Source organism: Mesorhizobium sp. WSM2240 (assembly GCF_040438645.1).
GTDB lineage: Bacteria > Pseudomonadota > Alphaproteobacteria > Rhizobiales > Rhizobiaceae > Allomesorhizobium.
The window spans coordinates 4,695,733-4,717,357 of the sequence record NZ_CP159253.1; the positions used below are offsets into that span (position 1 = coordinate 4,695,733).

A 21,625-nucleotide genomic window follows, 5' to 3' on the forward strand; every position below is an offset into this window, starting at 1 on the left:
GGCTTAGGCGAAAGCCTGCAAATGCGAAAAGCCCCCGTCGCAAGGAAGCCATCATGCTCGAAATCCGCAATGTCACGCGCCGGTTCGGCAAGACAACTGCCGTCAACGGCGTCGCGCTGGAAATCCCGCAAGGCCAGATGGTCGGCATCATCGGCCGCTCCGGCGCCGGCAAATCCACCCTGCTGCGCATGATCAACCGCCTCATCGATCCAAGCCAGGGATCGATCTTGTTTGCCGGCACCGAGGTGTCCGGCCTGCGCGGCTCCACCCTGCGGCGTTGGCAGCGCGACTGCGCCATGATCTTCCAGCAGTTCAACCTGGTGCCGCGTCTCGACGTCCTCACCAATGTCCTTTTGGGCCGCCTCAACCACCGGCCGACTGCGCTGAACCTCCTCAACATCTTCTCGCGCGAAGAGCGTGCGATGGCGATTTCGGCGCTGGAGCGTCTAGACATCGCACAGACGGCGCTGCAGCGCGCCGGCACGCTATCTGGCGGCCAGCAGCAGCGCGTGGCGATCGCGCGGGCCTTGATGCAGCAGCCGAGGATGATCCTTGCCGACGAACCGATCGCGTCGCTCGACCCGCTCAACGCCAAAGTGGTGATGGACGCGCTGCGCGACATCAATTTGCGCGAGGGCATCACGGTCATTACCAATCTGCACACGCTCGATACGGCGCGAAACTATTGCGAGCGGATCGTCGGCATGGCCGCCGGCAAGGTCGTATTCGACGGGGCGCCGGAGGAATTGACCCGCGAGGCCGTCCGCATGGTCTATGGCGCCGAAAGCGACGGGGCGGAGATTTCCGAGGCCATCACCTCGACCAGCATCCGCGGCGAAAAGCCCCGGAAGATCGCAGCCCAGACCGCACTGAAGCCGGCCCTGGCCAGCGCCTGAGGCCGCGGTCGCATCGCCCGCGTCAAGGGCTCGTCAGCACATCAGCGACCGGCCGTAAGCCGGATAAACAGGAGAGACCTCATGTTCAGAAAAGCATTTCTAGGCGCCGTTTCGCTCGTCGCCGTTGCGGTCGGGACGGCTCAGGCCGAAGACCTCAAGGAATTCCGCATCGGCATACTCGGCGGCGAGAACGAGGCCGATCGCCTGCGCAATTTCCAGTGCATGGTCGACAAGCTTCCCTCCGTGCTGGGTGTCGAGAAAGTGTCGCTGTTCCCGGCTTCCGATTACGACGGCGTCGTGCAGGGCCTGCTCGGCGGCACGCTGGACTATGCCGAACTCGGCGCTTCGGCCTACGCCAAGGTCTATCTCGAAGATCCCAAGGCAGTCGAGCCGATCCTGACCACGGTGCAGACCGACGGCTCGACCGGTTACTACTCGATCATGGTGGCGCGCAAGGATTCCGGCTTCACCAGGCTCGAAGACCTCAAGGGCAAGAAGCTCGGCTACGCCGACCCGGATTCGACCTCGGGCTATCTCGTTCCCGCCGTCACCCTGCCGGCCGCTTTGGGCGGCGTCGCAGTCAAGGATTTCTTCGCCGAGACCGGCTTCGGCGGCGGCCATGAGAACCTGGTGCTCGAAGTGGTGAAGGGCACGTTCGACGCCGGCACGACCTGGGGTTCGGGCGTGGGCGATTTCAAGGACGGCTACACCTCCGGCAATCTCGCCAAGATGGTCGACAAGGGCGTGCTCGACATGGACGATCTTGTCGAGATCTGGAAATCGCCGCTGATCCCGAACGGCCCGATCGTCATTCGCTCGTCGATGGATGCCGACATGAAGACCAAATTCAAGGAGTTCATGCTCGGCCTGCCGAAGTCCGATCCGGACTGCTTCTCCGCCATCCAGGGCGGCGACTTCACCGGCTTCACCGAAGTGACGCCGGAGTTCTACCAGCCGATCATCGACGCGCGCAAAGCGCAGATCGGCAGCTGAGCTATCAGGCAACCGGAACGCGTCGCGGGAGCCGCGGCGCGTTCTCGCTTTGCAGGAATCTCCCATGAGCGTGACACTTTCCGAAGCCGGGCTGGCGGTCGAGCGGCACTGGCGCGAACTGGCGGGCCGCCGCAGGCTCTACACGATCGGCGGTGTGCTGTTCATGGTGGTCGCCATGAGCGGCTCCCTCTGGTTTGCTAATGAGAGCAATGCCGGCAAGTTCTGGGACCGCCTGCCCCATCTGTTCGATTTCGTCGGGCAGCTTTTGCCGCGCGACGGCATGGAAGTGTGGCGCGCAATGTTCGACCTGTCCTCGCCCTATGACGACGGCAGCTTGAAATACAACTATCCCGAAGGCCGCATCTACCTGACGGAGACGTTCTACGTCCCCGAATATCTCTACAAGATGCTCGAGACGATCAACATCGCCCTGGTCTCCACACTGATCGGCTTTGCGATCGGCTTCGTCCTCTGCTTTCTGGCGGCTTCCAATGTCGTCACGCAGCGCTGGCTGCGCTTCTTCGTGCGCCGCTTCATGGAAGTGCTGCGCGCTTTTCCCGAAATCGTCATCGCCGGTTTCTTCCTTGCCGTGCTGTCGCTCGGCGCCGTGCCTGCAATCATCGCAGTCTCGATCCACACCATCGGCGCGCTCGGCAAGATGTTCTTCGAGGTGGTCGAGAACGCCGATATGCGCCCCGACGAGGGCCTGCGCGCGGCCGGCGCCAACCGGCTCGAGCGTGTGTGGTTCGGCATCGTGCCGCAGGTCATGCCGAATTTCTTGAGCTACGGTCTGCTGCGCCTCGAAATCAATGTCCGCGCCTCGACGATCATCGGCGCAGTCGGCGGCGGCGGCATAGGCGAGGCGCTGCGCCTGTCGATCAGCCAGACGCACGAGGCCAAGACGCTGGCCATCGTGTGCCTGCTCCTCATCACCATTATTGCGGTCGACCAGTTTTCCGCCTGGCTGCGGCAGAGGCTTGTCGGCGAGCAGGCGTTCGCCTTCGGCCGGGGAGGCTGATTCATGGCCGTACTATCGCTTTCCGAAGTCGACGAGATCGCCGCCCGCCACCCGCAGGTCTTTGCAGGCTCGCTGCGCAAGCGGCTGGCCGGCTGGGCGATCGGCCTTGGCGTCGCGGCCTACCTGGCGTTCGCCTGGTGGTTCTTCGCCATCGGCACGGTATTCGCCAACGGAAACTGGGACATAGCCGGCGCCTACCTGGCCGACTGGGTTACCTATGAGGCCCGGCCGACCATCGGGATCGAAGAAAACCATCTCGAGATCTCGTTCCCGCGCTTCGACCCGGTCGGAGAGCGAGGCAGCGTCGACTGGTTGACCAGCGAAACCGCGATGGTCGAGCGGGCCGCCGCGGCGCCCGCCGGCAACGCCAATTCCAGTGCGGGCGGCGGTTCGGCGGGAAGCTTCTTGGGACCCGTCGGCGGCAAGCCGGCGCCGACGGGAAAGCTCGGCGGCCGCCGCGCCTTCTCCGGCGACCGGCGGCGCGGCCATACGCCAGGAAGAGACCGTCCGCGCGACCGTAGAAATCGGTTCCCGCAATCTGATCGAAATCGTTCCGGGCCTCGTCACGGTGACGCGCGGATCGGAAACGCTGGTGGCCGACATCGCCAAGGGCCAGTCGGTGACGGCGCGTGGTCCGCTGCCCGATTGGGCGGAGCAGAAAGCGCCGGGAGCAAAGATAATCGTCCGTTTCGGCTTTGCCGGCCGCGCCGAAATCGAAGACGACGAGGTCAAGATCCGCCATCGCTTCTGGGGCTGGGCGAACTTCGTCTTCGACACCAATTCGCCTTTCTGGGGCAAATCGGCCGGCGAGGTGTTCTCGCTGATCGCGTCCGGCGAGCGCGCCGATCCGAAGCGGTCGAACCTGGCGCTGGCGTGGGACAACATCCTCAACAATTCCGAATGGCAGCATCTCGATGTCTGGACCAAGCTGCTGCAGACCATCGTCATGGCGTTCGTCGGCACCGTTTTTGCCTCGCTCCTGGCGTTTCCGCTGGCCTTCGCCGCTGCCCGCAACATCACGCGGAGCCGCATCGCCAATCAGGCAGCCAAGCGCCTGTTCGACTTCCTGCGCTCGGTCGACATGCTGATCTGGGCGCTGTTCTTCACGCGCGCCTTCGGCCCGGGGCCGCTGGCCGGCATTTCGGCGATCTTCTTCACCGACACCGGCACGTTCGGAAAGCTTTATTCGGAGACGCTGGAGAATATCGACGACAAGCAGCGCGAAGGCATCCGCTCGGTGGGGGCTGCGCCGTCCCTGGTTCAGCGCTACGGCGTGGTGCCGCAGGTTCTGCCGGTATTCCTCAGCCAGTCGCTGTATTTCTGGGAATCCAACACGCGTTCGGCGACCATCATCGGCGCAGTCGGCGCAGGCGGCATCGGCCTCAAGCTCTGGGAAGCCATGCGCACCAATTCCGACTGGGAGAACGTCGCCTATATGGTACTGCTCATCCTCATCGTCGTCTTTGTCTTCGACAACATCTCCAACGCCCTGCGCCGGCGGCTGATGGGCGGAGATCCGGCCAGCACACAACCGGTCTGATGCGTCAGGCGATGGGCAGCGCCGGCTCCGGCAATATTCGCCAGGCGAGCCAGGACAGAATAGCGATCAGCCCCATCACCGGGATAACGGCCGCAAGCGCGGCCACCGGCTCGCCTATCAGTGCGGCGGCCGAACCCCCGAGCAGGCCAAACCCCATCTGGAGAAAACCCATTAGCGACGACGCGGCGCCAGCGCGATGCGGAAAGGGCGCCATTGCCGCGGTCATCATCGCCGGCATGACGAAGGCGATGCCGAAGGCATAGAGCCCGACCGGACCCATCACATTCACGAATGTCGGCTCCTGCAGCCTGAGCAGAACCGCCAGAGCGAGACTGCCTGCGGCGACGAAAACCAGCCCCACCGGCACCAGGCGAAAAGCGCCCAGGCGCCCGAGAAGGGCGCGCACGGCCAGCGATCCGGCGAAGAACATGCCCGACTGGGCAAGCATACCGATGCCGAACTGCGACGGGGTCAGGCCGACGCGGTTCATCATGATGAAGGGCAGGACGGTCGCCTGCGCGTAAAGCGCACCCGACGTTCCAGCGACCACCAGGCTGGACAGCATGAAATACCGGTTGACGAGGAGCGCGCCGTAGGAGCGGACCAATGCCGACGGGCTGATCCGCGAAAGGTCGCGGACCACCGTCTCGCGCATGGAGAAGATGGTGACCGCCACGACGGTCATGCCCATCGCCACCATCAGCAGGAAGATGGCGTGCCATCCGAACAGCTCCATGGTCAGACCGCCCAGCGTCGGCGCGAAGGCCGGGCCGACGGCCAGGATGATGCCGATCAGGTTCATGATTCGGGCTGAGCGTTCCTGGGTGAAGAGATCGCGCACCAGCGCCCGCGAAATCGCGACGCCGACGGCGGCCCCGACGCCTTGCAGGAAACGGGCGGCGATCAGCATCTCAATCGTCGGGGCAAGCAGGGCGAGGACGCTGGCGGCCAGATAGATGGCCATGAAGGCGATGGTGACGGGACGACGGCCGAAGCCGTCGGACAAGGGCCCGCAGACGAGCTGGGCGAAGGCGAAGCCGGCAAAGTAAAGCGACAGCGTCATCTTCACGGCGGCTTCCGTCGTGCCGAAAGCGTGGACGATTTCAGGCATCGCCGGCGTGAACAGCGCCATCGAGACAGGACCGATCGCGACCAGCAGCGCGCCGATCAGCGAGACGCGCCGTTCCGTCATCACGGGCGCCGGCAGGGTGGTGGACTGCATGTTCATGCCGCGGAACTTTCCAGCCGGGCGCTTTCGGATTTCGTCGTGGTCAGATTGGCGCGGATCATTTTCAGCGTGTCGAGCAGACGCGCCCAATCGTTCGGATCGATGCCGGCCGACGCATCGGCGCGCAGAGCGGCGCTGAGCGGAGCGACGCGGTCCAGCGCCTCCCCTGCTGCGTCGGTCAGTTGGACGAGCTTGGCGCGGCGGTCAGTCGGATCGGCAAGGCGCTCGATCAGGCCGCGCGCCTCAAGCCGGTCGAGCGAAGCGCTGAGCGTCATCGCTTCTACACCCATGCGTTCAGCGAGGGCGTTCTGGCGAACCGCGCCGGCGCGCGCAGCATGGCTCAAGGTGCGGCTCTCGCTCGGCGTCAGGCCGAGGCCCGCCTCGCCGATGCGCCGGTCCATCTCGGAGCGGATCAGCCGCGCCACGTCGGTGACGAGGAAACCAAAACTGTCGGGGTCGATCTTCCGGTCCATGACTGTAAGCTCACCTTATTGTAAGCGTCACTTATTAATTGACCAGCTCCGCGTCAAGTGTTGCGCCGAACGAGGGACAGCCTTACATCCGACCGGCCCGCCCGCCGGTCCAGCATGAACCCACGAGAGACCCAATGCCGTCTGAAAACGCCGTCGACCTGAACAACAATCCGCTGACGCTATGGAATGGCCCGTTCGGCTTGCCGGACTTCTCCCGCATCGGCAGCGGCGATTTCGGACCGGTGTTCGACGCCGCACTCGCGGCCCACGCGGAAGAGATCGATGGCATCGCCGATAATGTTGAGGCGGCCACGATTGAAAACACGCTGGCTGCGCTGGAGCTTGCCGGCGAACCGCTCGACCGCGTCTCGGCGATCTTCTGGTGCATGGCCGGCGCCAACACCAACGATGTCATCCAGGCGACGGAGCGGGAGATCTCGCCGAAGATGGCGCGTCATTTCTCCGCCATCTCGATGAACGCGAAACTGTTCGCGCGCATCGACGGCCTTTATCAGCGCCGGGCATCGCTGGGCCTCGACCCGGAGACGCTGCGGGTTCTGGAGAAGACCTGGAAGCGCTTCGTAAAGGCCGGCGCGAAGCTCGACGAGGCCGGAAAGAAGCGCCTGGCGGCGATCAACGAGGAATTGGCCTCGCTCGGCGCGAAGTTCGGCCAGAACGTCCTTGCCGACGAGCGCGACTGGGTGCTGTTCCTCGACGCGGACGACCTCGCCGGCCTGCCAGAATTCCTGAAGAACGCGATGGCCGAGGCGGCCGAAATGCGCGGCCAGAAGGGTCGGTTCGCGGTCACCCTGTCGCGCTCGATTTACGAGCCCTTCACCACCTATTCGGAACGGCGCGATTTGCGCGAAAAAGCGTTTCGCGCCTTCATCGGCCGCGGCGAGACCGGCGGGCCGACAGACAATCGCGAAGTGGTCAAGAACACGCTGCGCCTGCGCGCTGAGAAGGCGAAGCTCGTCGGCTATGACAGCTATGCCGACCTGAAGCTCGACGACACCATGGCCAAGACCCCGCCAGCGGTGCTCGAACTGCTTGGACCGGTGTGGAAAAAGGCGCGCGAGAAGGCAGCCATCGACCAGGCAGGACTGGAGCGGCTCGCCGCTGCCGAGGGCAGCAACAACCCGCTCGCGGCCTGGGACTGGCGTCACTACCAGGAAAAGCTGCGCGCCGAGAAGTTCGCCTTCGATGAAGCAGAGCTGAAGCCGTACCTGCAGCTCGAACGCATCATCGAAGCCTGCTTCGACGTCGCTGGACGGCTGTTCGGCCTGTCTTTTGTGGAGAAGAAGGGCATCACCGCCTGGCACCCCGACGTGCGCGTCTTCGAGGTCAGGAATGCCGACGGCAGCTATCGCGGCCTGTTCATGGCCGACTATTTCGCCCGGCCCTCGAAGCGCTCCGGCGCCTGGATGAGCTCGCTGCAATCGGGCTATCGGCTCGGCAAGGGCTCGACCCCTGTGATCTATAACGTCATGAACTTCGCCAAGGCGGCGGAGGGGCAGCCATGCCTGCTTTCGCTGGACGAAGCCAAAACGCTTTTCCACGAATTCGGCCATGCGCTGCACGGCATGCTGACCGACGTGACCTGGCCCTCGATCGCGGGAACGTCGGTGCCGCGCGACTTCGTCGAACTGCCCTCGCAACTCTACGAGCACTGGCTCACTGTGCCGGAAGTGCTCGAAAAGCACGCGCTGCACTACGAGACCGGCGATCCGATGCCGAAGGAACTGCTCGACAAGATGCTGGCGGCACGCACATTCGGCGCAGGCTTTGCCACGGTCGAGTTCACCGCATCGGCGCTGGTCGACATGGCCTATCATTCGCGCTCGGATGCGCCGGAGAATCCGCTCGCCTTCGAAGCGCAGACGCTGGAAAGGATCGGCATGCCGGACGCGATCGCCATGCGCCACCGCACGCCGCACTTCCAGCACATCTTCTCCGGCGACGGCTATTCGGCCGGCTACTATTCCTATCTCTGGTCGGAAGTGCTGGACGCCGACGCCTTCGCGGCCTTCGATGAAACCGGCGATCCGTTCAATCCCGAGCTCGCGGAAAAGCTGCGCCGGAACATCTATGCGTCCGGCGGCTCTGCCGATCCGAAGGAGCTCTACACCGCATTCCGTGGCAAGATGCCGACGCCGGATTCGATGCTGAAGAAGCGTGGGCTGCTCCCGATGATGGCAGGCGAAGAGCTCTGATCGCTGCGGCGGCTTCATCTGGCCGTCATCAAACGGTCAGCGAAGTTTCATCAAAACGCAATCGCCCTGCAACATAGCGGGGCGAAGGCTTTTCCTGCATATTCAGCCATCCAGGAGACAGCCATGAACAGAAGTCTTTCCAGGCGCGCCTTCGTGACGTCGGCCAGCGCCTTGGGCCTCGTCGGCGTTTCGGGGCTCGCGCTCCCTTACTATTCCCGCGCCAACACGCGGCCAGTTTTCACTCATGGCGTTCAGTCCGGCGACGTGGATACCGTCTCCGGAATGGTCTGGACGCGCGTCGATCGCCCCTCGCGCGTGATGTTTGAAGTTTCGACGACAGAGGGCTTCTCGAATCCCGTGAAACTGCCGACGCTCGACGCGGTGCCCGAAAGCGATTTTGCCGTGAAGCGGCTCTTGACCGATCTCGCCTCGGACCAGGACATTTTCTACCGCATGAGCGCGGTCGACCTGTCGGATGTCAGCGCCGTTTCCGAGCCGATTGTCGGCCGCTTCAAGACCGCGCCCGCCTCGAAGCGCAACATCCGCTTCACCTGGTCCGGAGATACGGCAGGGCAGGGTTGGGGCATCGACGACAAGGGCATGTACACCTATGCGACAATGGCCAGGCATACGCCGGATTTCTTCCTGCATTCCGGCGACACGATCTATGCCGATGGTCCGCTGAAGGCCGAAGTCGAGCTGAAGGACGGCACGAAGTGGATCAACAAGGTGCTGACCGATGAGAAGAGGAAGGTGGCCGAAACACTCGCCGAATATCGCGGCCAGTGGAAATACAACATGATGGACGAGCATTGCCGCGCGATGAACGCGGTCTGCCCGACCTTCTTCCAGTGGGACGACCACGAAGTCGTCAACAACTGGTCGGGCTCCAAGGACCTGACCGCAGACGACCGCTACACTGAAAAATCAGTGGGGCTGCTGCAATCGCGCGCCGCACGCGCGTTCCATGAAATGACGCCGATCCGCTTCACGCCGGCGGAGCCTGGCCGCGTCTACCGCAAGATCGCCTATGGCCCCCTGCTCGATGTCTTCTTCCTGGATCTCCGCTCCTATCGCGGGCCGAATGGCGATGCGGTGGAGACCGAGATGACGCCGCAGTCGCGCATTATCGGCGAGGAGCAGATCAAATGGCTGAAGCGCGAACTGGCGAACTCCAAAGCGACCTGGAAGGTCATCGCTTCCGATATGCCTATCGGCATTATCGTCTGGAACGATGCGGCAAATAAAAAAGGCGCCGAGGCGATCGCGAACGGGCAGCCTGGCTCCGCTAGCGGCCGCGAATTGGAGATCGCCGACCTGCTGCGCTACATCAAGAACGCCGGCATCGACAATACGGTCTGGCTGACCGCGGATGTCCACTACACTGCCGCGCATTACTACAATCCAGAGAAAGCGGCCTTCCAGGACTTCAATCCGTTCTGGGAGTTTGTTTCGGGCCCGCTCCATGCCGGCACCTTCGGGCCCGGCGACCTCGACATGACGTTCGGCCCCGAGCTGAAATATGTGAAGGCGCCGACCGCCGAGCAGGGCCAGAACCTGCCTCCTTCAGCGGGGCTGCAGTTCTTCGGATTGGTCGACATTGACGGCGCGACCGAGCAGATGACGGTGCGGCTGATGGATCGCGACGACAGCGAGCTCTACAAGGTCACGCTCGATCCCGTCCATTCGGCCTGAGCGGCCTGGTGGCTGCTTACAACAACAAGCCCGGTCCGCCATCAGGCGGATCGGCACCTGCCTGCGTGCTAGCGGTTGGGATAGCAGGCGAGCGGAATGTTCGGCCAGACTGCTTCGGCGCACCGGGCAGCGGACTGGCGTTGCTCAAACGAAGCGCTCGTCGGCCCGGTGACCATGGGATCTACGCCATAGGGCGCATCGGGGAAGGCCTGTTCCGCCGCGGTGTCAAACTGCACGGCAGGTTTTTCCAGATGCCGTGTGCCGGTCGAATGCGCCACGCCGATCGCGCCGCCCGCCGAGACGGAAGCTGCGACAAAGATACCAAGAAGCTTGAATTTGCTGATTGTCATACCACTTGAACCGTTCTGGCGCCAAAACGATCCGCTTTGGTTAAGGATTTATTGTCGCATGCAGATGCCTAATTTTCGGTAACCATCCGCCCCTTTCGCATCTGCGAAAAAACATGTATGAGCGCGCCAACCGAAAAGGCGGCGCTGACCATCGTGCGCCCAAAGCACCCCTGAGACAGATTTTATGAACCTCCGCAATATCGCGATCATCGCGCACGTCGACCATGGCAAAACCACTCTCGTCGACCAGCTTCTGAAGCAGTCCGGCTCGTTCCGCGAAAACCAGCGCGTCGCAGAGCGCGCAATGGATTCGAACGACCTGGAAAAGGAGCGCGGCATCACTATCCTGGCGAAGGCGACCTCGGTCGACTGGAAGGAAACCCGCATCAACATCGTCGACACGCCGGGCCACGCCGATTTCGGCGGTGAGGTCGAGCGCATCCTATCGATGGTCGATTCGGCCATCGTTCTGGTCGACGCCGCCGAAGGCCCGATGCCGCAGACCAAGTTCGTCGTCGGCAAGGCGCTGAAGGTCGGGCTGAAGCCAATCGTGGTGATCAACAAGATCGACCGGCCGGACGCCCGTCACGTCGAAGTCGTCAATGAGGTGTTCGACCTGTTCGCAGCCCTCGACGCGACCGACGAGCAGCTCGACTTCCCGATCCTCTATGGCTCGGGCCGCGACGGCTGGGTCTCGGAGAATCCGGAAGGCCCGAAGGATCAGGGCCTGGCGCCGCTGTTCGACCTCGTTCTGAAGCACGTGCCGGCGCCTACCGTTCATCCCGGCCCGTTCCGCATGATCGGCACCATCCTGGAAGCCAATCCATTTCTCGGGCGCATCATCACCGGCCGCATCGAATCCGGCACGCTGAAGGCCAACCAGCAGGTCAAGGTGCTTCACCATGACGGCTCGTTGCTCGAAACCGGTCGCGTCTCGAAGATTCTCGCCTTCCGCGGCCTCGAGCGCCAGCCGATCGAGGAAGCGCAAGCCGGAGACATCGTCGCCATCGCCGGCCTGTCGAAGGGCACCGTCGCCGACACGTTCTGCGACCCGTCTGTGACCGAGCCGCTGCATGCGCAGCCGATCGATCCGCCGACCGTCACCATGTCCTTCATCGTCAACGACAGCCCGCTGGCCGGCACCGAAGGCGACAAGGTGACCAGCCGCGTCATCCGTGACCGCCTGCTGCGCGAAGCCGAGGGCAATGTTGCGCTGAAGATCGAGGAGTCGCCGGACAAGGATTCGTTCTTCGTCTCGGGCCGCGGCGAATTGCAGCTTGCGGTGCTGATCGAAACGATGCGCCGCGAAGGTTTCGAGCTTGCCGTTTCGCGTCCGCGCGTTGTCATGCAGAAGGGCGAGAACGGCGAATTGCTGGAGCCGGTCGAAGAGGTCGTGATCGACGTCGACGAGGAGCATGCCGGGGTGGTCGTGCAAAAAATGTCGGAGCGCAAGGCCGAAATGGTGGAACTGCGCCCCTCCGGTGGCAATCGCCAGCGCCTGGTCTTCCACGCGCCGACGCGCGGCCTCATAGGCTACCAGTCCGAGCTTCTGACCGATACGCGCGGCACGGCGGTGATGAACCGGCTGTTCCACGCCTATGAGCCTTACAAGGGCGACATTGGCGGCCGCACCAACGGCGTGCTGATCTCCAACGACCAGGGCGAGTCGGTGGCATTCGCCATGTGGAACCTGGAAGACCGCGGGCCGATGGTCATCGACGCCGGCGTCAAGGTCTATCAGGGCATGATCATCGGCATTCACTCTAGAGACAACGATCTCGAAGTGAACGTGCTGAAGGGCAAGAAGCTCACCAACATCCGCGCCGCCGGCAAGGATGAGGCGGTAAAGCTGACGCCGCCGATCCGCATGACGCTGGAGCGGGCGCTTGCCTGGATCCAGGACGACGAACTGGTCGAGGTGACGCCGAAGACCATCCGTCTGCGCAAGCTCTATCTCGACCCGAATGAGCGCAAGCGTTTCGAAAAGCAGAAGACGGCGGGCGCGGCTTAACGCGCCGCCCCATCTCGGCGGCTCACGCCGCCGATGACAGGAAGGCCGGGCTTTCCTTGACGAGCGCGGATTTCAGCTTCTCCAGCGCCCGGCTTTCGATCTGGCGCACGCGCTCCTTGGAGATGCCGAGCGTTTCACCGAGCGCCTCCAGCGTCGCGCCGTCGTCCTGCAGCCGTCTTTCGGCGATGATGCGCATTTCTCGCTCATTGAGCACGCCGAGCGCATTTTTGAGCCAACCCGAGCGGCGCTCGATGTCGATCGTCTCGCCGACGATCTCATCGGGAAGCGGCGCATCGGAAACGAGGAAATCCATGCGGTCGGCTGAGCCGCCGCCATCGTCGACCAATGGCGCGTTGAGCGAGGTGTCGGGTCCGGACAGGCGCGAGTCCATCATCGCCACATCCGCTTCCGAAACGCCGAGCGCGTTGGAAATCTCCTTGTAGAGCGCCGACCCGGACATTGTTTCCGGCCCTTGCGCCAGCCGCGCCCTGAGCCGCCTCAGATTGAAGAACAGCGCCTTCTGCGCCGAACTGGTGCCGCCGCGCACGATCGACCAGTTCCGCAAGATGTAATCCTGCATCGATGCGCGTATCCACCACGTCGCATAGGTGGAGAAGCGCACCTCGCGTTCCGGCTCGAAGCGGGCCGCCGCCTCCAGCAAGCCGACATGGCCCTCCTGGATCAGGTCGCCCATCGACAGCCCGAAATAGCGGAATTTCATCGCCATGGAGATGACCAGCCGCATATGCGCGGTGGTGATCCGGTGCATGGCGTCCTGGTCGCGATGCTCCTTCCAGCGCAGCGCAAGCTCATGCTCCTCGCCGCGGTCGAGATATGGCGCCTTCATCGCCGCCCGGATCATCGCTCTCTTGGCCTTGTCTCGCATTTGGCGCTCCCAAACTCTGGCGCAATTGCCCGCTAGTTCATTGTTTCCCGATCCTCGAGGGGACCACGCTCCGATTTCCGGGGCGCCGTCCGGGACATGGCCTTGACCTCAAGGCGAAGCGCCCTAGACGCCCTCCAACGCCCCGTGCCCAGGAATGTTCCATGATCTCGGTCGACCGCGCAGACATCGCCTTCCAGCTTTTCAACGCTCTCCCCACGGCGAGCCTCTCCGCATTGCCGCGTTTTGCGGATTATGACCGCGCCGCGATCGACGGCGTTCTCGACATGGCGGAACGGATCGCTATGGATCATTTCCTGCCGCACGCTGCCGATCTCGACATGAACGAACCGAAATTCGTCGATGGAAAAGTGGTCATGGACGAGCGCATCGGCGCCGCACTCGCGGCCTATCGCGAGGCCGGGTTCTTCGGCGCCGGCTTCGATCATGAACTGGGCGGCGCGCAGATGCCGGAAACCGTGCGCAGCGCCATGGGCTTCATCTTCTCCATGGCCAATATCGCCACCGCCGCCTATCCGTTCCTGACTACGGCCGCCGCCAATCTGATCGACGCCTTCGGCTCGCCGGAGCAGAAGGCGCGCTTCCTGAAGCCCATGGCGGAGGGACGATTTTTCGGCACCATGTGCCTTTCGGAGCCGCAAGCCGGCTCCTCGCTTGCCGACATCACGACCAGAGCCGAACCGCAGGAGGACGGCTCCTATTTCCTGACCGGCAGGAAGATGTGGATCTCGGGCGGCGACCAGGAGATTTCCGAAAACATCGTCCACATGGTGCTGGCGAAAATCCCCGGCAGCCCGCCCGGCGTGAAGGGCATCTCGCTTTTCATCGTGCCGAAGTTCCTGGTCGAGGAGGACGGCTCGATCGGTGCACTCAACGGCGTGGCGCTTGCCGGCCTGAACCACAAGATGGGCTATTGCGGCACGACCAACGCCGCGCTCAATTTAGGCGAGGACGGCCCCTGCCGCGGCTATCTGGTCGGCGATCCCGACAAGGGCCTGGTCTACATGTTCCAGATGATGAACGAGGCGCGTATCGGCGTCGGGCTGGGCGCCACAGCTCTCGGCGCGGCTGGTTACCGCGCCTCGCTGGCCTATGCCCGCGAGCGCCTGCAAGGCCGTCATCCGGACGACAAGGATGCCGCGTCGCCGCAAATCCCGATCATCGAGCACGCCGACGTGAAGCGTCTGCTGCTCGCCCAGAAAACCGCCGTGGAAGGCTCGCTGGCGCTGCTGCTCTACGCCGCTTTCCTGGTCGACGCGATCAAGGCGGCGCCCAGCGAGGAGGCGCGGCACGAGACGCGTATCCTGCTCGACCTTCTGACCCCGATCGCAAAATCCTGGCCGTCGGAATTCTGCCTCGAAGCCAACAAGCACGCGATCCAGGTGCTCGGCGGATATGGCTACACGCGCGACTATCCCGTCGAGCGGCTCTATCGCGACAATCGCCTGAACCCGATCCATGAAGGCACGCATGGCATCCAGGCGCTCGACCTGCTCGGCCGCAAGGTGATGCAGGAGAACGGCGCCGGCATGAAGACGCTCGCCGCAAGGATCATGGCCGATGTTACGCAGGCACATGGCGTCGAGGGCTTGACCGCCCATGCCGCCGATCTGGCCGCGCACCTCGCCGAAACCGTCGCCACCACCGGCAAGCTCGCGGCAAAGGTCGGCTCCGACCCACGCCTCGGCCTCGCCAATGCGACGATCTACCTCGACATGATGGGCCATGTGGTGATCGCCTGGATGTGGCTGCGCCAGGCGATGGCTGCGACGCGCAAGCTCGGCTCGCCGGATCCGGACCGGAATTTCCTCGACGGCAAACTGGCCGCCTGCCGCTATTTCTTCACCTACGAACTGCCGAAGACCCGCACCCAGCGCGCACTCCTCGACAGCCTTGACGACACCACGCTGAAGATGCGGCCGGAGTGGTTCTGAACGGGATAGCAACAGGTCGCCAGGCAACAAAAAAACCCGGCGTCGCCGCCGGGTTCTTGTCGGTTGCGTGGGTGAAGGCGTTTATGCGGCTTCTTCCTGTTCCGCGACCTCGGCTTCCTCATTGTCAGCCTTGGCGCCGCGCTTCGGACCCTTGTTCAGGTTGGTCTCGATCATCCGCACCGCTTCGGTCTCGGAGACGCGATTGACCGCGGCGATCTCGCGCGCCATGCGGTCGAGCGCCGCTTCGTAGAGCTGGCGTTCGGAATAAGACTGCTCGGGCTGGTTATCGGCGCGGTACAGGTCGCGCACCACTTCCGAGATAGAAAGCAGGTCGCCCGAATTGATCTTCGCATCGTATTCCTGCGCCCGGCGCGACCACATGGTGCGCTTGACGCGCGCACGGCCCTGCAGGACCTTGAGCGCGCGGTCGACATAGTCGGTCTCGGACAGCTTGCGCATGCCGATGGCGGTCGCCTTGGCGACCGGCACTTTCAGCCGCATCTTGTCCTTGGCGAAATCGATGACGAAGAGCTCAAGCTTGTGGCCCGCGACTTCCTGCTCGTCGATCGACACGATCTGGCCGACGCCATGCGCCGGATAAACGATGTATTCGCTGGTCTTGAACCCGTGCCGGACTGCGGACTTCTTCTGCGGGGTTGTGGTTGCCATTACGCCCTGAACTCCTTGTTATGGCCGGCTGTATCGCCGGTTGAGCTGCTGCGCGGCCGATTGGCCGCATCTAGTGCCGCAAACAGACGAAACCACCGGAAAAAGCCAAGGCCCGGGCAATACGCTTCAAAACAGCGTTGCCTGGCCCAAGTTGCCTTGGTCCGGATTAGGGTTTCCACCTTTCAGTGATTAAGGCTCAGCGCCATATATATCGACGGTGTGTCAGCGGCATATTCCGATTGCATACCACAAAAACCGGCGAGAATCAACAATTTGCTGCACGCGCGAAGCAGCCCCGTGTCAAGCGGCGGCAACGCCTGTCATGACAGCCAGCTTGAGAAAATCTTGTTGGCAAGGTTTAGCGCATGACGCCGAAAACCGGAATAGGTTTTCTGAAAGGATCATGCGCAGGTTAAAAGTCTAGAGAGCGTCCTTGCGCATCCGAAAGGCTCTAGTCTCCCTCGCCGGGATTTTCCGAAAAATACTTCTCGAACTTGCCTTCCATGCCGTCAAATTCCTTAGCGTCCTCGGGCGGCTCCTTTTTCGAGGTTATGTTGGGCCATTTCGAGGCGTATTCGGTATTGATCTGCAGCCATTTGTCGAGCCCGGGCTCGGTGTCAGGCTTGATCGCATCGGCCGGGCATTCCGGCTCGCAGACGCCGCAGTCTATGCATTCGTCCGGGTGGATGACGAGCATATTTTCGCCTTCGTAGAAGCAGTCGACCGGACAGACTTCAATGCAATCCATATATTTGCATTTGATGCAGTTGTCGGTGACGATATAGGTCATGCTGCGGCTCCGGAGCCCTGCTTTTTCTCGACTAATATGGGCGGTGAGGTACCGCCTTTACAGGCCTGTTGCAAGGGCGGCCATTCCCCGCAGGCGCCTCTTGGCGGAACGCAATTTCAAGGCCGTCCGGCTTGATGGTGATGAGGACCGCTATTCCTCTCCGTTGCGCAACCGGTCGGTCTCGCGCCGCTCCTTCTTGGTCGGGCGGCCGCTGCCTGCCTCGCGCACTGGCGGCAGCGCGTCGGGAAGAGCCTCGCCCTTCGGAGCGGGCGGCGGCGACAGATCCTCATAGAGCGCCCGCGCCTCCTCGGCGGGACCGCGGCGGCTACCCTGCTGCAGCACCTTGTAGACCAATATCCGCCGCTCGAGCGTGATGGTCAGCACGTCACCTGGCTTAACCGAATCCGACGCCTGGCCGGCCTTGTCGCCATTGATGCGGACCCGCCCCGCGACCGCCAGCTTCGCGGCCAGCGAACGCGACTTGACCACGCGCGCGAAGAACAGCCACTTGTCGACGCGCTGCCGGCCTTCGGCGACCATCTACTTCTTGAGCTGGTCGCGCAGCGCAGCGAGCTTGGCGAAAGGCGAATCCGGATCGACGCGAACCGGGCGCTCCTCGCGCGGGGGCCTGGCCTGGAAGGGCTGCTTGCCCTGGAAGCCGCCTTTGTCACCCGGATGGTTATCGCGGCGATCCGGCCGTTGCCCATCGGCATTCGGCTTGCCCTTGAACTTGCCGCGCTCGAAACGCTCCTTGCCGCCATTTTTTTCGCGGGGCGGCCGGGCGTCGTTGCGCTGAGGCCGATCGCCCTGCGCCTTGCCGTCGGCGGCGGCAGCGCCGTCACGCTGGCCGCGACGGCGGTTGTCCTGCCTGTGGTGGCGGGGCCGCTGCTCGAACCTAGCCGGCCGCCACAAGAGGATCGGCTTAGGCTCCTCCGCCTCCTCACCGTCGCCTTTAGGCGCCGGCTTGGTGTTTGTCGCTTCGGCAGACTCCGCGACAGGGGCGGTCTCCACGCCTTCCGGACCGACTTTTGCCGAATGGGCGGCGACTTCGCCGGCGCTCTCCGAACCGGGCACGGCGGGCATCAGGTCAGCGGGCAGCTCCTCCGCATCAGGCTTCCAGGTCGCAGCCTCGAGCGGCGGCGCGGCGGCTTCCGTCGAAGATTCGGCTTCTGCAGGCTGCTCCTCTGTGACCGGCTCATCCTGCACGACCGGCGCGATCGCCTCTGTGGCGGATGTCAAAGGTTCAGAAGCGACAGCTTCTCCCTCCGACGCAGTCAGTTCGGGTGCGGACGGTGAAGAACCCAGCACGTCGTCTCCACCCTCCGGCGACACCTCCCCTGCAAGGGAGGAAGAAGGCGCGGCAACGTTTGCCACTTCATCCGCTCCAGCGGAGGGCATATCACCGCCGGCGGCGATCGCCGCTTTGACTGGCTCACTAGCGGCCTTCTCGGCCTCTGCTTTCTTAGCCTCCGCCTTCTCGGCTTCCTTCGCCGCCTTTTCTGCTTCTCGCTTCGCGGCTGCGGCTTCCGCGGCCTCGCGTGCGGCTTGGTCCAGCGCCTCGAGCCGCGTCTTCACCTCGGCTGCCGGCTTCGGCTCGGCGCGGTAGCCGAGGCCTTTCAGGATCTCCTCGATGTCGTCGGCGTTGGCGCCAAGGATCGACATCATCGCCGGCGTCACCAGGAAGGCGCTGCCGTCGAACGCGCCGTCAGGCCGCGGGCCGGTTCCGGCCTTCCACGCCAGCGCCGGACGGATCAGATCGGCAAGCCGCTCCAGAATGTCGACGCGCACGGCGCGGCGTCCGAGCATGCGGAATCCGGCGAGCTTGTAGAAGGCGCGGTCGAAGGCCGGGTCGACCACCACGGAAGTCCTGCCGGCGGCGAGCGCATGGACGACATCGCCGAAACCGGGCTTGTCCTTGCCGTCGTTCTGCAGTGCCCAGAGCAGCGTCACCAGGCCGGCGGGACCGGGCTTGAGCAGGCTCGGCACGAAAACATGGTACGCGCCGAAGCGCACGCCGAGGCGTCGCAGCCCCGCGCGCCCTTCCTGGTCCAGAGATTTGATGTCGTCAGCGATCTCGCGCCGGTTTATTAGCCCGAAATTCTCGACCAGCTGGAAGGCGATGCCGCGCGCAATTCCCGAAAGCTGCTCGGCATTCTTCAGTTCGATCAGCGGCTTCAGCGCCGTCTCGATCTGGAAGTTCACGAAGCGCTCGGCGCGCGCCGCGACCTTGTCTCGGGCCGGGCCGGTGAGCTGTTCGTCGGCGAGCAGGATGACGCGCGGCCGGAGCGCATCCTCGGTCGCGGCCAGCGTTCCGATCGGTGCGCCGATCCAGCGCAGAATGCCGTCGGAGCCGAGCGCGATGTCGCTGTTGCCGGAGGCGGAAAACCGCTCGGCGCGGCTGTCGAATTCCAGCGCCAGCGCCTTCTGCGCCGCAGCCTTGATCGCCTTGCCCTCTTCGCCGCCGGCGGACTGGTCGGCAGTGAATCGGAACCCCTGCAGTTCCCCGACATGGTGGCCCTCGACTAGGACCGTTCCGGCAGGGCTAATTTCGGCTTCAAGCATCGTATTTTCTCTAAGGCGGCGCATGAGGACGGAAGTCCTGCGGTCTACGAAGCGTTTCGTCAACCGCTCATGCAGCGCATCCGACAATCTGTCTTCGATCTCGCGCGTTTTTTGTTGCCAGTGCTGCGGATCGGCCAGCCATCCCGGCCGATTGGAGACGTAGGTCCAGGTCCGGATCTGGGCGATGCGATGCGACAGCGTGTCGATATCGCCCTCGACCGTGTCGGCCCGGCGCACCTGCTCGGCCATGTAGTTCTCATCGACATGCCCATGACGCGCAATGTCGAGGTAGATCGAGGCGACGAGCTCCGAATGCTGGGCGGGCGCGATCTTGCGGTAATCCGGCAGCGCGCAGACTTCCCACAGGCGCGCCACGCGCTCGCGCCCGGTAGCAAGCGCACGGACGTCCGGATCCTGCGAAAGATGCTCCAGCGCCCGGCCGTCCACCGCCGGCAGCGCCCGCGTCAGCCCCTCGACCGGCGCGGTCGTATCGATCGAGCGCTTGAGCGCGTCGATGCTGGAAAAATCGAACTGCGCGGTGCGCCATTGCAGCACCTTCACCGGATCGAAATCGTGGCTCTCGATCTTCTCGACCAGTTCGTCCGGGAAGGGATCGACCTGGCCGGTGACGCCGAAGGTGCCGTCGCGCAGATGCCGCCCGGCGCGGCCCGCGATCTGGCCGAGTTCGGAAGCGTTCAGATTGCGATACTGGAAACCGTCGAACTTTCGGTTCTGCGCGAAGGCGACATGATCGAGGTCGAGGTTCAACCCCATGCCGATCGCGTCGGTCGCCACCAGGAAATCGACGTCGCCCGATTGGTAGATGGCGACCTGGGCGTTGCGGGTGCGCGGGCTGAGCGCGCCGAGCACCACGGCGACGCCGCCTCGCTGGCGGCGGATCAACTCGCCGATCGCATAAACCTCGTCGGCCGAGAAAGCGACGATGGCCGAGCGCGGCGGCAGCCGGGTCAGCTTTTTCGAGCCGGAATAGGCGAGGTGCGACAGCCGCGGCCGCGTCACCACCGAAACGCCGCGCAGCAGCCGCTGGAGGATGCCCTGCATGGTCGCCGCACCAAGAAGCAGCGTCTCCTGGCGGCCGCGCAGATGCAGGATGCGGTCGGTGAAGATGTGCCCGCGCTCGAGGTCGCCGGCGAGTTGCACCTCGTCGATCGCCACGAAGGCGGCGTCGGTCTCCCGCGGCATGGCCTCGACCGTGCACACCGAATATTTCGCGCCCGGCGGCAGGATTTTCTCCTCGCCGGTTACCAGCGCCACCTTGCTCGCGCCTACCTTTTCGCAGACCCGGCCATAGACCTCGCGCGCCAGCAGCCTGAGCGGCAGGCCGATCAGGCCGCTCTCATGCGCCACCAGGCGCTCGATCGCCAGATGCGTCTTGCCGGTATTGGTCGGGCCGAGCACGGCCGTCACGTCTCGTCCTGAAAGGATGAGCGGATCGTTCTTTGGCTGCTGCAGATTCATCGGAAGGGGAAGCGGCCTTTCTGGCTCGGCTTGGCGGCTCGGTGTTCTGCGAACCGGCTGAATGAGGGCCGCTGCGGCGGCAATGGCGATGAGGCGACAAATAGGGTTTCGATCCCGGAAACGGAAGCGGCAAGCGTCAAAATTAACGTTGGAACGAGTCTGGAACGAATCGGAGACGAATCAGTGACTCCAAGAGATTCAGGATTTGTTCACGGCCACATGTAGCTGGGCTGGAGCACTCGCGCACCAGATCGTGAATCGGGTTGTGAGTGCCGCGACGTGACGCCTCTCTTCGGCGTTAACTTCTATCGCAAGAACGTTCAGGCGCGCCTTGCTTGATAGGAGAACCTCTTGATTCACCGACAAATTTTACTTTGGATGCGCGGAGATTCCAAAGGCAACCCGGGCGCCGGTTAACTTCTCGGCCAAACACGGAACGAATCGGCGACGAATCGCTGATTCCGCCGTTTTCCTGCTTTGTTCGACACAACATCTGGGCCTTGACAGGTTTTTCGACTCCAGATGGTGAATCGCAATTTGCCACCTGGCGGGACATTTTCTGCGGCGTGTTAACCTTTGATCCGGCGGACGCCGCCTGGAACTGATTTGATGGGCCGCGACGCCTGCCCGTTTGCCGAATGTTGCCGCGCCATTTCCGCCGAAGCGGCGTCCGGTGCGATTTTCGTTAACGTTCCGGCTAAAGAGGGAACGAAGCGGCGACGAATCGCTGATCGGCCGGATTTCCGGCTTTGTTCACCGCAACATGTTGTGCCGATAGGCAGGCCGGGCAACCAACGAACCCTCGCAGGCCGGCGGGCAAGCAGCTTCTGACGCGTCTTCGGTAACGGAATTGTGCCGCATCGGCACAGC

General features: G+C 63.7%; 15 protein-coding genes and 1 pseudogene. 8 read left to right on the forward strand and 8 right to left on the reverse strand.

Features of this window, described 5'->3' with window-relative positions; all coding sequences use genetic code 11:
- Positions 1–53 precede the first annotated feature (53 nt).
- From phnC to phnE (ABVK50_RS23340), 4 genes and pseudogenes are all read left to right on the forward strand, one after another.
- Positions 54–896 (forward strand): phosphonate ABC transporter ATP-binding protein, encoded by an 843-nt coding sequence (phnC, locus tag ABVK50_RS23325; RefSeq protein WP_353644322.1) that lies wholly within the window; start codon positions 54–56, stop codon positions 894–896.
- An 81-nt stretch (positions 897–977) separates the two neighbouring features.
- Positions 978–1,889 (forward strand): phosphonate ABC transporter substrate-binding protein, encoded by a 912-nt coding sequence (phnD, locus tag ABVK50_RS23330; protein ID WP_353644321.1) that lies wholly within the window; start codon positions 978–980, stop codon positions 1,887–1,889.
- A gap of 64 nt (positions 1,890–1,953) precedes the next feature.
- The gene (gene phnE / locus ABVK50_RS23335; protein ID WP_353644320.1) at positions 1,954–2,907 is read left to right on the forward strand and encodes a phosphonate ABC transporter, permease protein PhnE; all 954 of its coding nucleotides are present in this window, start codon (positions 1,954–1,956) and stop codon (positions 2,905–2,907) included.
- A 3-nt stretch (positions 2,908–2,910) separates the two neighbouring features.
- Positions 2,911–4,447 (forward strand): annotated as a pseudogene (gene phnE, locus ABVK50_RS23340) (phosphonate ABC transporter, permease protein PhnE).
- 4 nt (positions 4,448–4,451) lie between these two features.
- Here phnE (ABVK50_RS23340) and ABVK50_RS23345 read toward each other — a convergent pair.
- Both ABVK50_RS23345 and ABVK50_RS23350 read right to left on the reverse strand, forming a co-directional pair.
- On the reverse strand, positions 4,452–5,675 hold the full coding sequence (locus tag ABVK50_RS23345; RefSeq protein ID WP_353644318.1) for a multidrug effflux MFS transporter: 1,224 nt from the start codon (positions 5,673–5,675) through the stop codon (positions 4,452–4,454).
- On the reverse strand, positions 5,672–6,148 hold the full coding sequence (locus ABVK50_RS23350; RefSeq protein WP_353644317.1) for a MarR family transcriptional regulator: 477 nt from the start codon (positions 6,146–6,148) through the stop codon (positions 5,672–5,674). Before ABVK50_RS23350 ends, ABVK50_RS23345 begins: the two co-directional genes overlap by 4 nt.
- 134 nt (positions 6,149–6,282) lie before the next feature.
- Between ABVK50_RS23350 and ABVK50_RS23355 the strand changes: the two genes are divergently transcribed.
- Both ABVK50_RS23355 and ABVK50_RS23360 read left to right on the forward strand, forming a co-directional pair.
- Positions 6,283–8,361, forward strand: coding sequence for a M3 family metallopeptidase (locus ABVK50_RS23355; RefSeq protein WP_353644316.1), 2,079 nt, complete (start codon positions 6,283–6,285; stop codon positions 8,359–8,361).
- Positions 8,362–8,484: 123 nt separating this feature from the next.
- Positions 8,485–10,056: an alkaline phosphatase gene (locus ABVK50_RS23360; RefSeq protein ID WP_353644315.1), complete on the forward strand. Its 1,572-nt coding sequence runs from the start codon at positions 8,485–8,487 to the stop codon at positions 10,054–10,056.
- Positions 10,057–10,124: 68 nt separating this feature from the next.
- On the opposite strand, the gene ABVK50_RS23365 is transcribed toward ABVK50_RS23360, so the two are convergent.
- Positions 10,125–10,406: a hypothetical protein gene (locus ABVK50_RS23365; RefSeq protein ID WP_353644314.1), complete on the reverse strand. Its 282-nt coding sequence runs from the start codon at positions 10,404–10,406 to the stop codon at positions 10,125–10,127.
- 184 nt (positions 10,407–10,590) lie between these two features.
- Between ABVK50_RS23365 and typA the strand changes: the two genes are divergently transcribed.
- Positions 10,591–12,417 carry a translational GTPase TypA gene (gene typA / locus ABVK50_RS23370; protein ID WP_353644313.1) on the forward strand — a complete coding sequence of 609 codons (1,827 nt, stop codon included), beginning with the start codon at positions 10,591–10,593 and terminating at the stop codon, positions 12,415–12,417.
- A gap of 22 nt (positions 12,418–12,439) precedes the next feature.
- On the opposite strand, the gene ABVK50_RS23375 is transcribed toward typA, so the two are convergent.
- Positions 12,440–13,303, reverse strand: coding sequence for an RNA polymerase factor sigma-32 (locus ABVK50_RS23375; RefSeq protein WP_353644312.1), 864 nt, complete (start codon positions 13,301–13,303; stop codon positions 12,440–12,442).
- Positions 13,304–13,464: 161 nt separating this feature from the next.
- On the opposite strand from ABVK50_RS23375, the gene ABVK50_RS23380 reads away from it, so the two are divergent.
- Entirely contained in the window at positions 13,465–15,255 is a 1,791-nt protein-coding gene (locus ABVK50_RS23380; protein WP_353644311.1) for an acyl-CoA dehydrogenase, read from the forward strand.
- A gap of 81 nt (positions 15,256–15,336) precedes the next feature.
- Here ABVK50_RS23380 and ABVK50_RS23385 read toward each other — a convergent pair whose 3' ends face one another.
- The 4 genes from ABVK50_RS23385 to ABVK50_RS23400 form a co-directional block, all read right to left on the reverse strand.
- Positions 15,337–15,924 (reverse strand): CarD family transcriptional regulator, encoded by a 588-nt coding sequence (locus tag ABVK50_RS23385; RefSeq protein WP_353644310.1) that lies wholly within the window; start codon positions 15,922–15,924, stop codon positions 15,337–15,339.
- Between the two features lie 451 nt (positions 15,925–16,375).
- On the reverse strand, positions 16,376–16,714 hold the full coding sequence (fdxA, locus tag ABVK50_RS23390; RefSeq protein WP_353644309.1) for a ferredoxin FdxA: 339 nt from the start codon (positions 16,712–16,714) through the stop codon (positions 16,376–16,378).
- A gap of 150 nt (positions 16,715–16,864) precedes the next feature.
- Positions 16,865–17,254: an RNA-binding S4 domain-containing protein gene (locus ABVK50_RS23395; protein WP_353644308.1), complete on the reverse strand. Its 390-nt coding sequence runs from the start codon at positions 17,252–17,254 to the stop codon at positions 16,865–16,867.
- Positions 17,255–20,755 carry a helicase-related protein gene (locus tag ABVK50_RS23400; RefSeq protein WP_353644307.1) on the reverse strand — a complete coding sequence of 1,167 codons (3,501 nt, stop codon included), beginning with the start codon at positions 20,753–20,755 and terminating at the stop codon, positions 17,255–17,257.
- Positions 20,756–21,625: the final 870 nt, after the last annotated feature.

What these genes read in the sequence shown, in the direction of transcription:
- ABVK50_RS23355 (WP_353644316.1), top strand. Translation starts at nt 6,283, where the DNA reads ATGCCGTCTGAAAACGCCGTCGACCTGAACAACAATCCGCTGACGCTA.
- phnE (WP_353644320.1), top strand. Translation starts at nt 1,954, where the DNA reads ATGAGCGTGACACTTTCCGAAGCCGGGCTGGCGGTCGAGCGGCACTGG.
- ABVK50_RS23395 (WP_353644308.1), bottom strand. Translation starts at nt 17,254, where the DNA reads ATGGTCGCCGAAGGCCGGCAGCGCGTCGACAAGTGGCTGTTCTTCGCG.
- ABVK50_RS23385 (WP_353644310.1), bottom strand. Translation starts at nt 15,924, where the DNA reads ATGGCAACCACAACCCCGCAGAAGAAGTCCGCAGTCCGGCACGGGTTC.
- phnD (WP_353644321.1), top strand. Translation starts at nt 978, where the DNA reads ATGTTCAGAAAAGCATTTCTAGGCGCCGTTTCGCTCGTCGCCGTTGCG.
- ABVK50_RS23350 (WP_353644317.1), bottom strand. Translation starts at nt 6,148, where the DNA reads ATGGACCGGAAGATCGACCCCGACAGTTTTGGTTTCCTCGTCACCGAC.
- ABVK50_RS23375 (WP_353644312.1), bottom strand. Translation starts at nt 13,303, where the DNA reads ATGCGAGACAAGGCCAAGAGAGCGATGATCCGGGCGGCGATGAAGGCG.
- ABVK50_RS23345 (WP_353644318.1), bottom strand. Translation starts at nt 5,675, where the DNA reads ATGAACATGCAGTCCACCACCCTGCCGGCGCCCGTGATGACGGAACGG.
- ABVK50_RS23400 (WP_353644307.1), bottom strand. Translation starts at nt 20,755, where the DNA reads ATGAATCTGCAGCAGCCAAAGAACGATCCGCTCATCCTTTCAGGACGA.
- typA (WP_353644313.1), top strand. Translation starts at nt 10,591, where the DNA reads ATGAACCTCCGCAATATCGCGATCATCGCGCACGTCGACCATGGCAAA.
- fdxA (WP_353644309.1), bottom strand. Translation starts at nt 16,714, where the DNA reads ATGACCTATATCGTCACCGACAACTGCATCAAATGCAAATATATGGAT.
- ABVK50_RS23360 (WP_353644315.1), top strand. Translation starts at nt 8,485, where the DNA reads ATGAACAGAAGTCTTTCCAGGCGCGCCTTCGTGACGTCGGCCAGCGCC.
- ABVK50_RS23380 (WP_353644311.1), top strand. Translation starts at nt 13,465, where the DNA reads ATGATCTCGGTCGACCGCGCAGACATCGCCTTCCAGCTTTTCAACGCT.
- phnC (WP_353644322.1), top strand. Translation starts at nt 54, where the DNA reads ATGCTCGAAATCCGCAATGTCACGCGCCGGTTCGGCAAGACAACTGCC.
- ABVK50_RS23365 (WP_353644314.1), bottom strand. Translation starts at nt 10,406, where the DNA reads ATGACAATCAGCAAATTCAAGCTTCTTGGTATCTTTGTCGCAGCTTCC.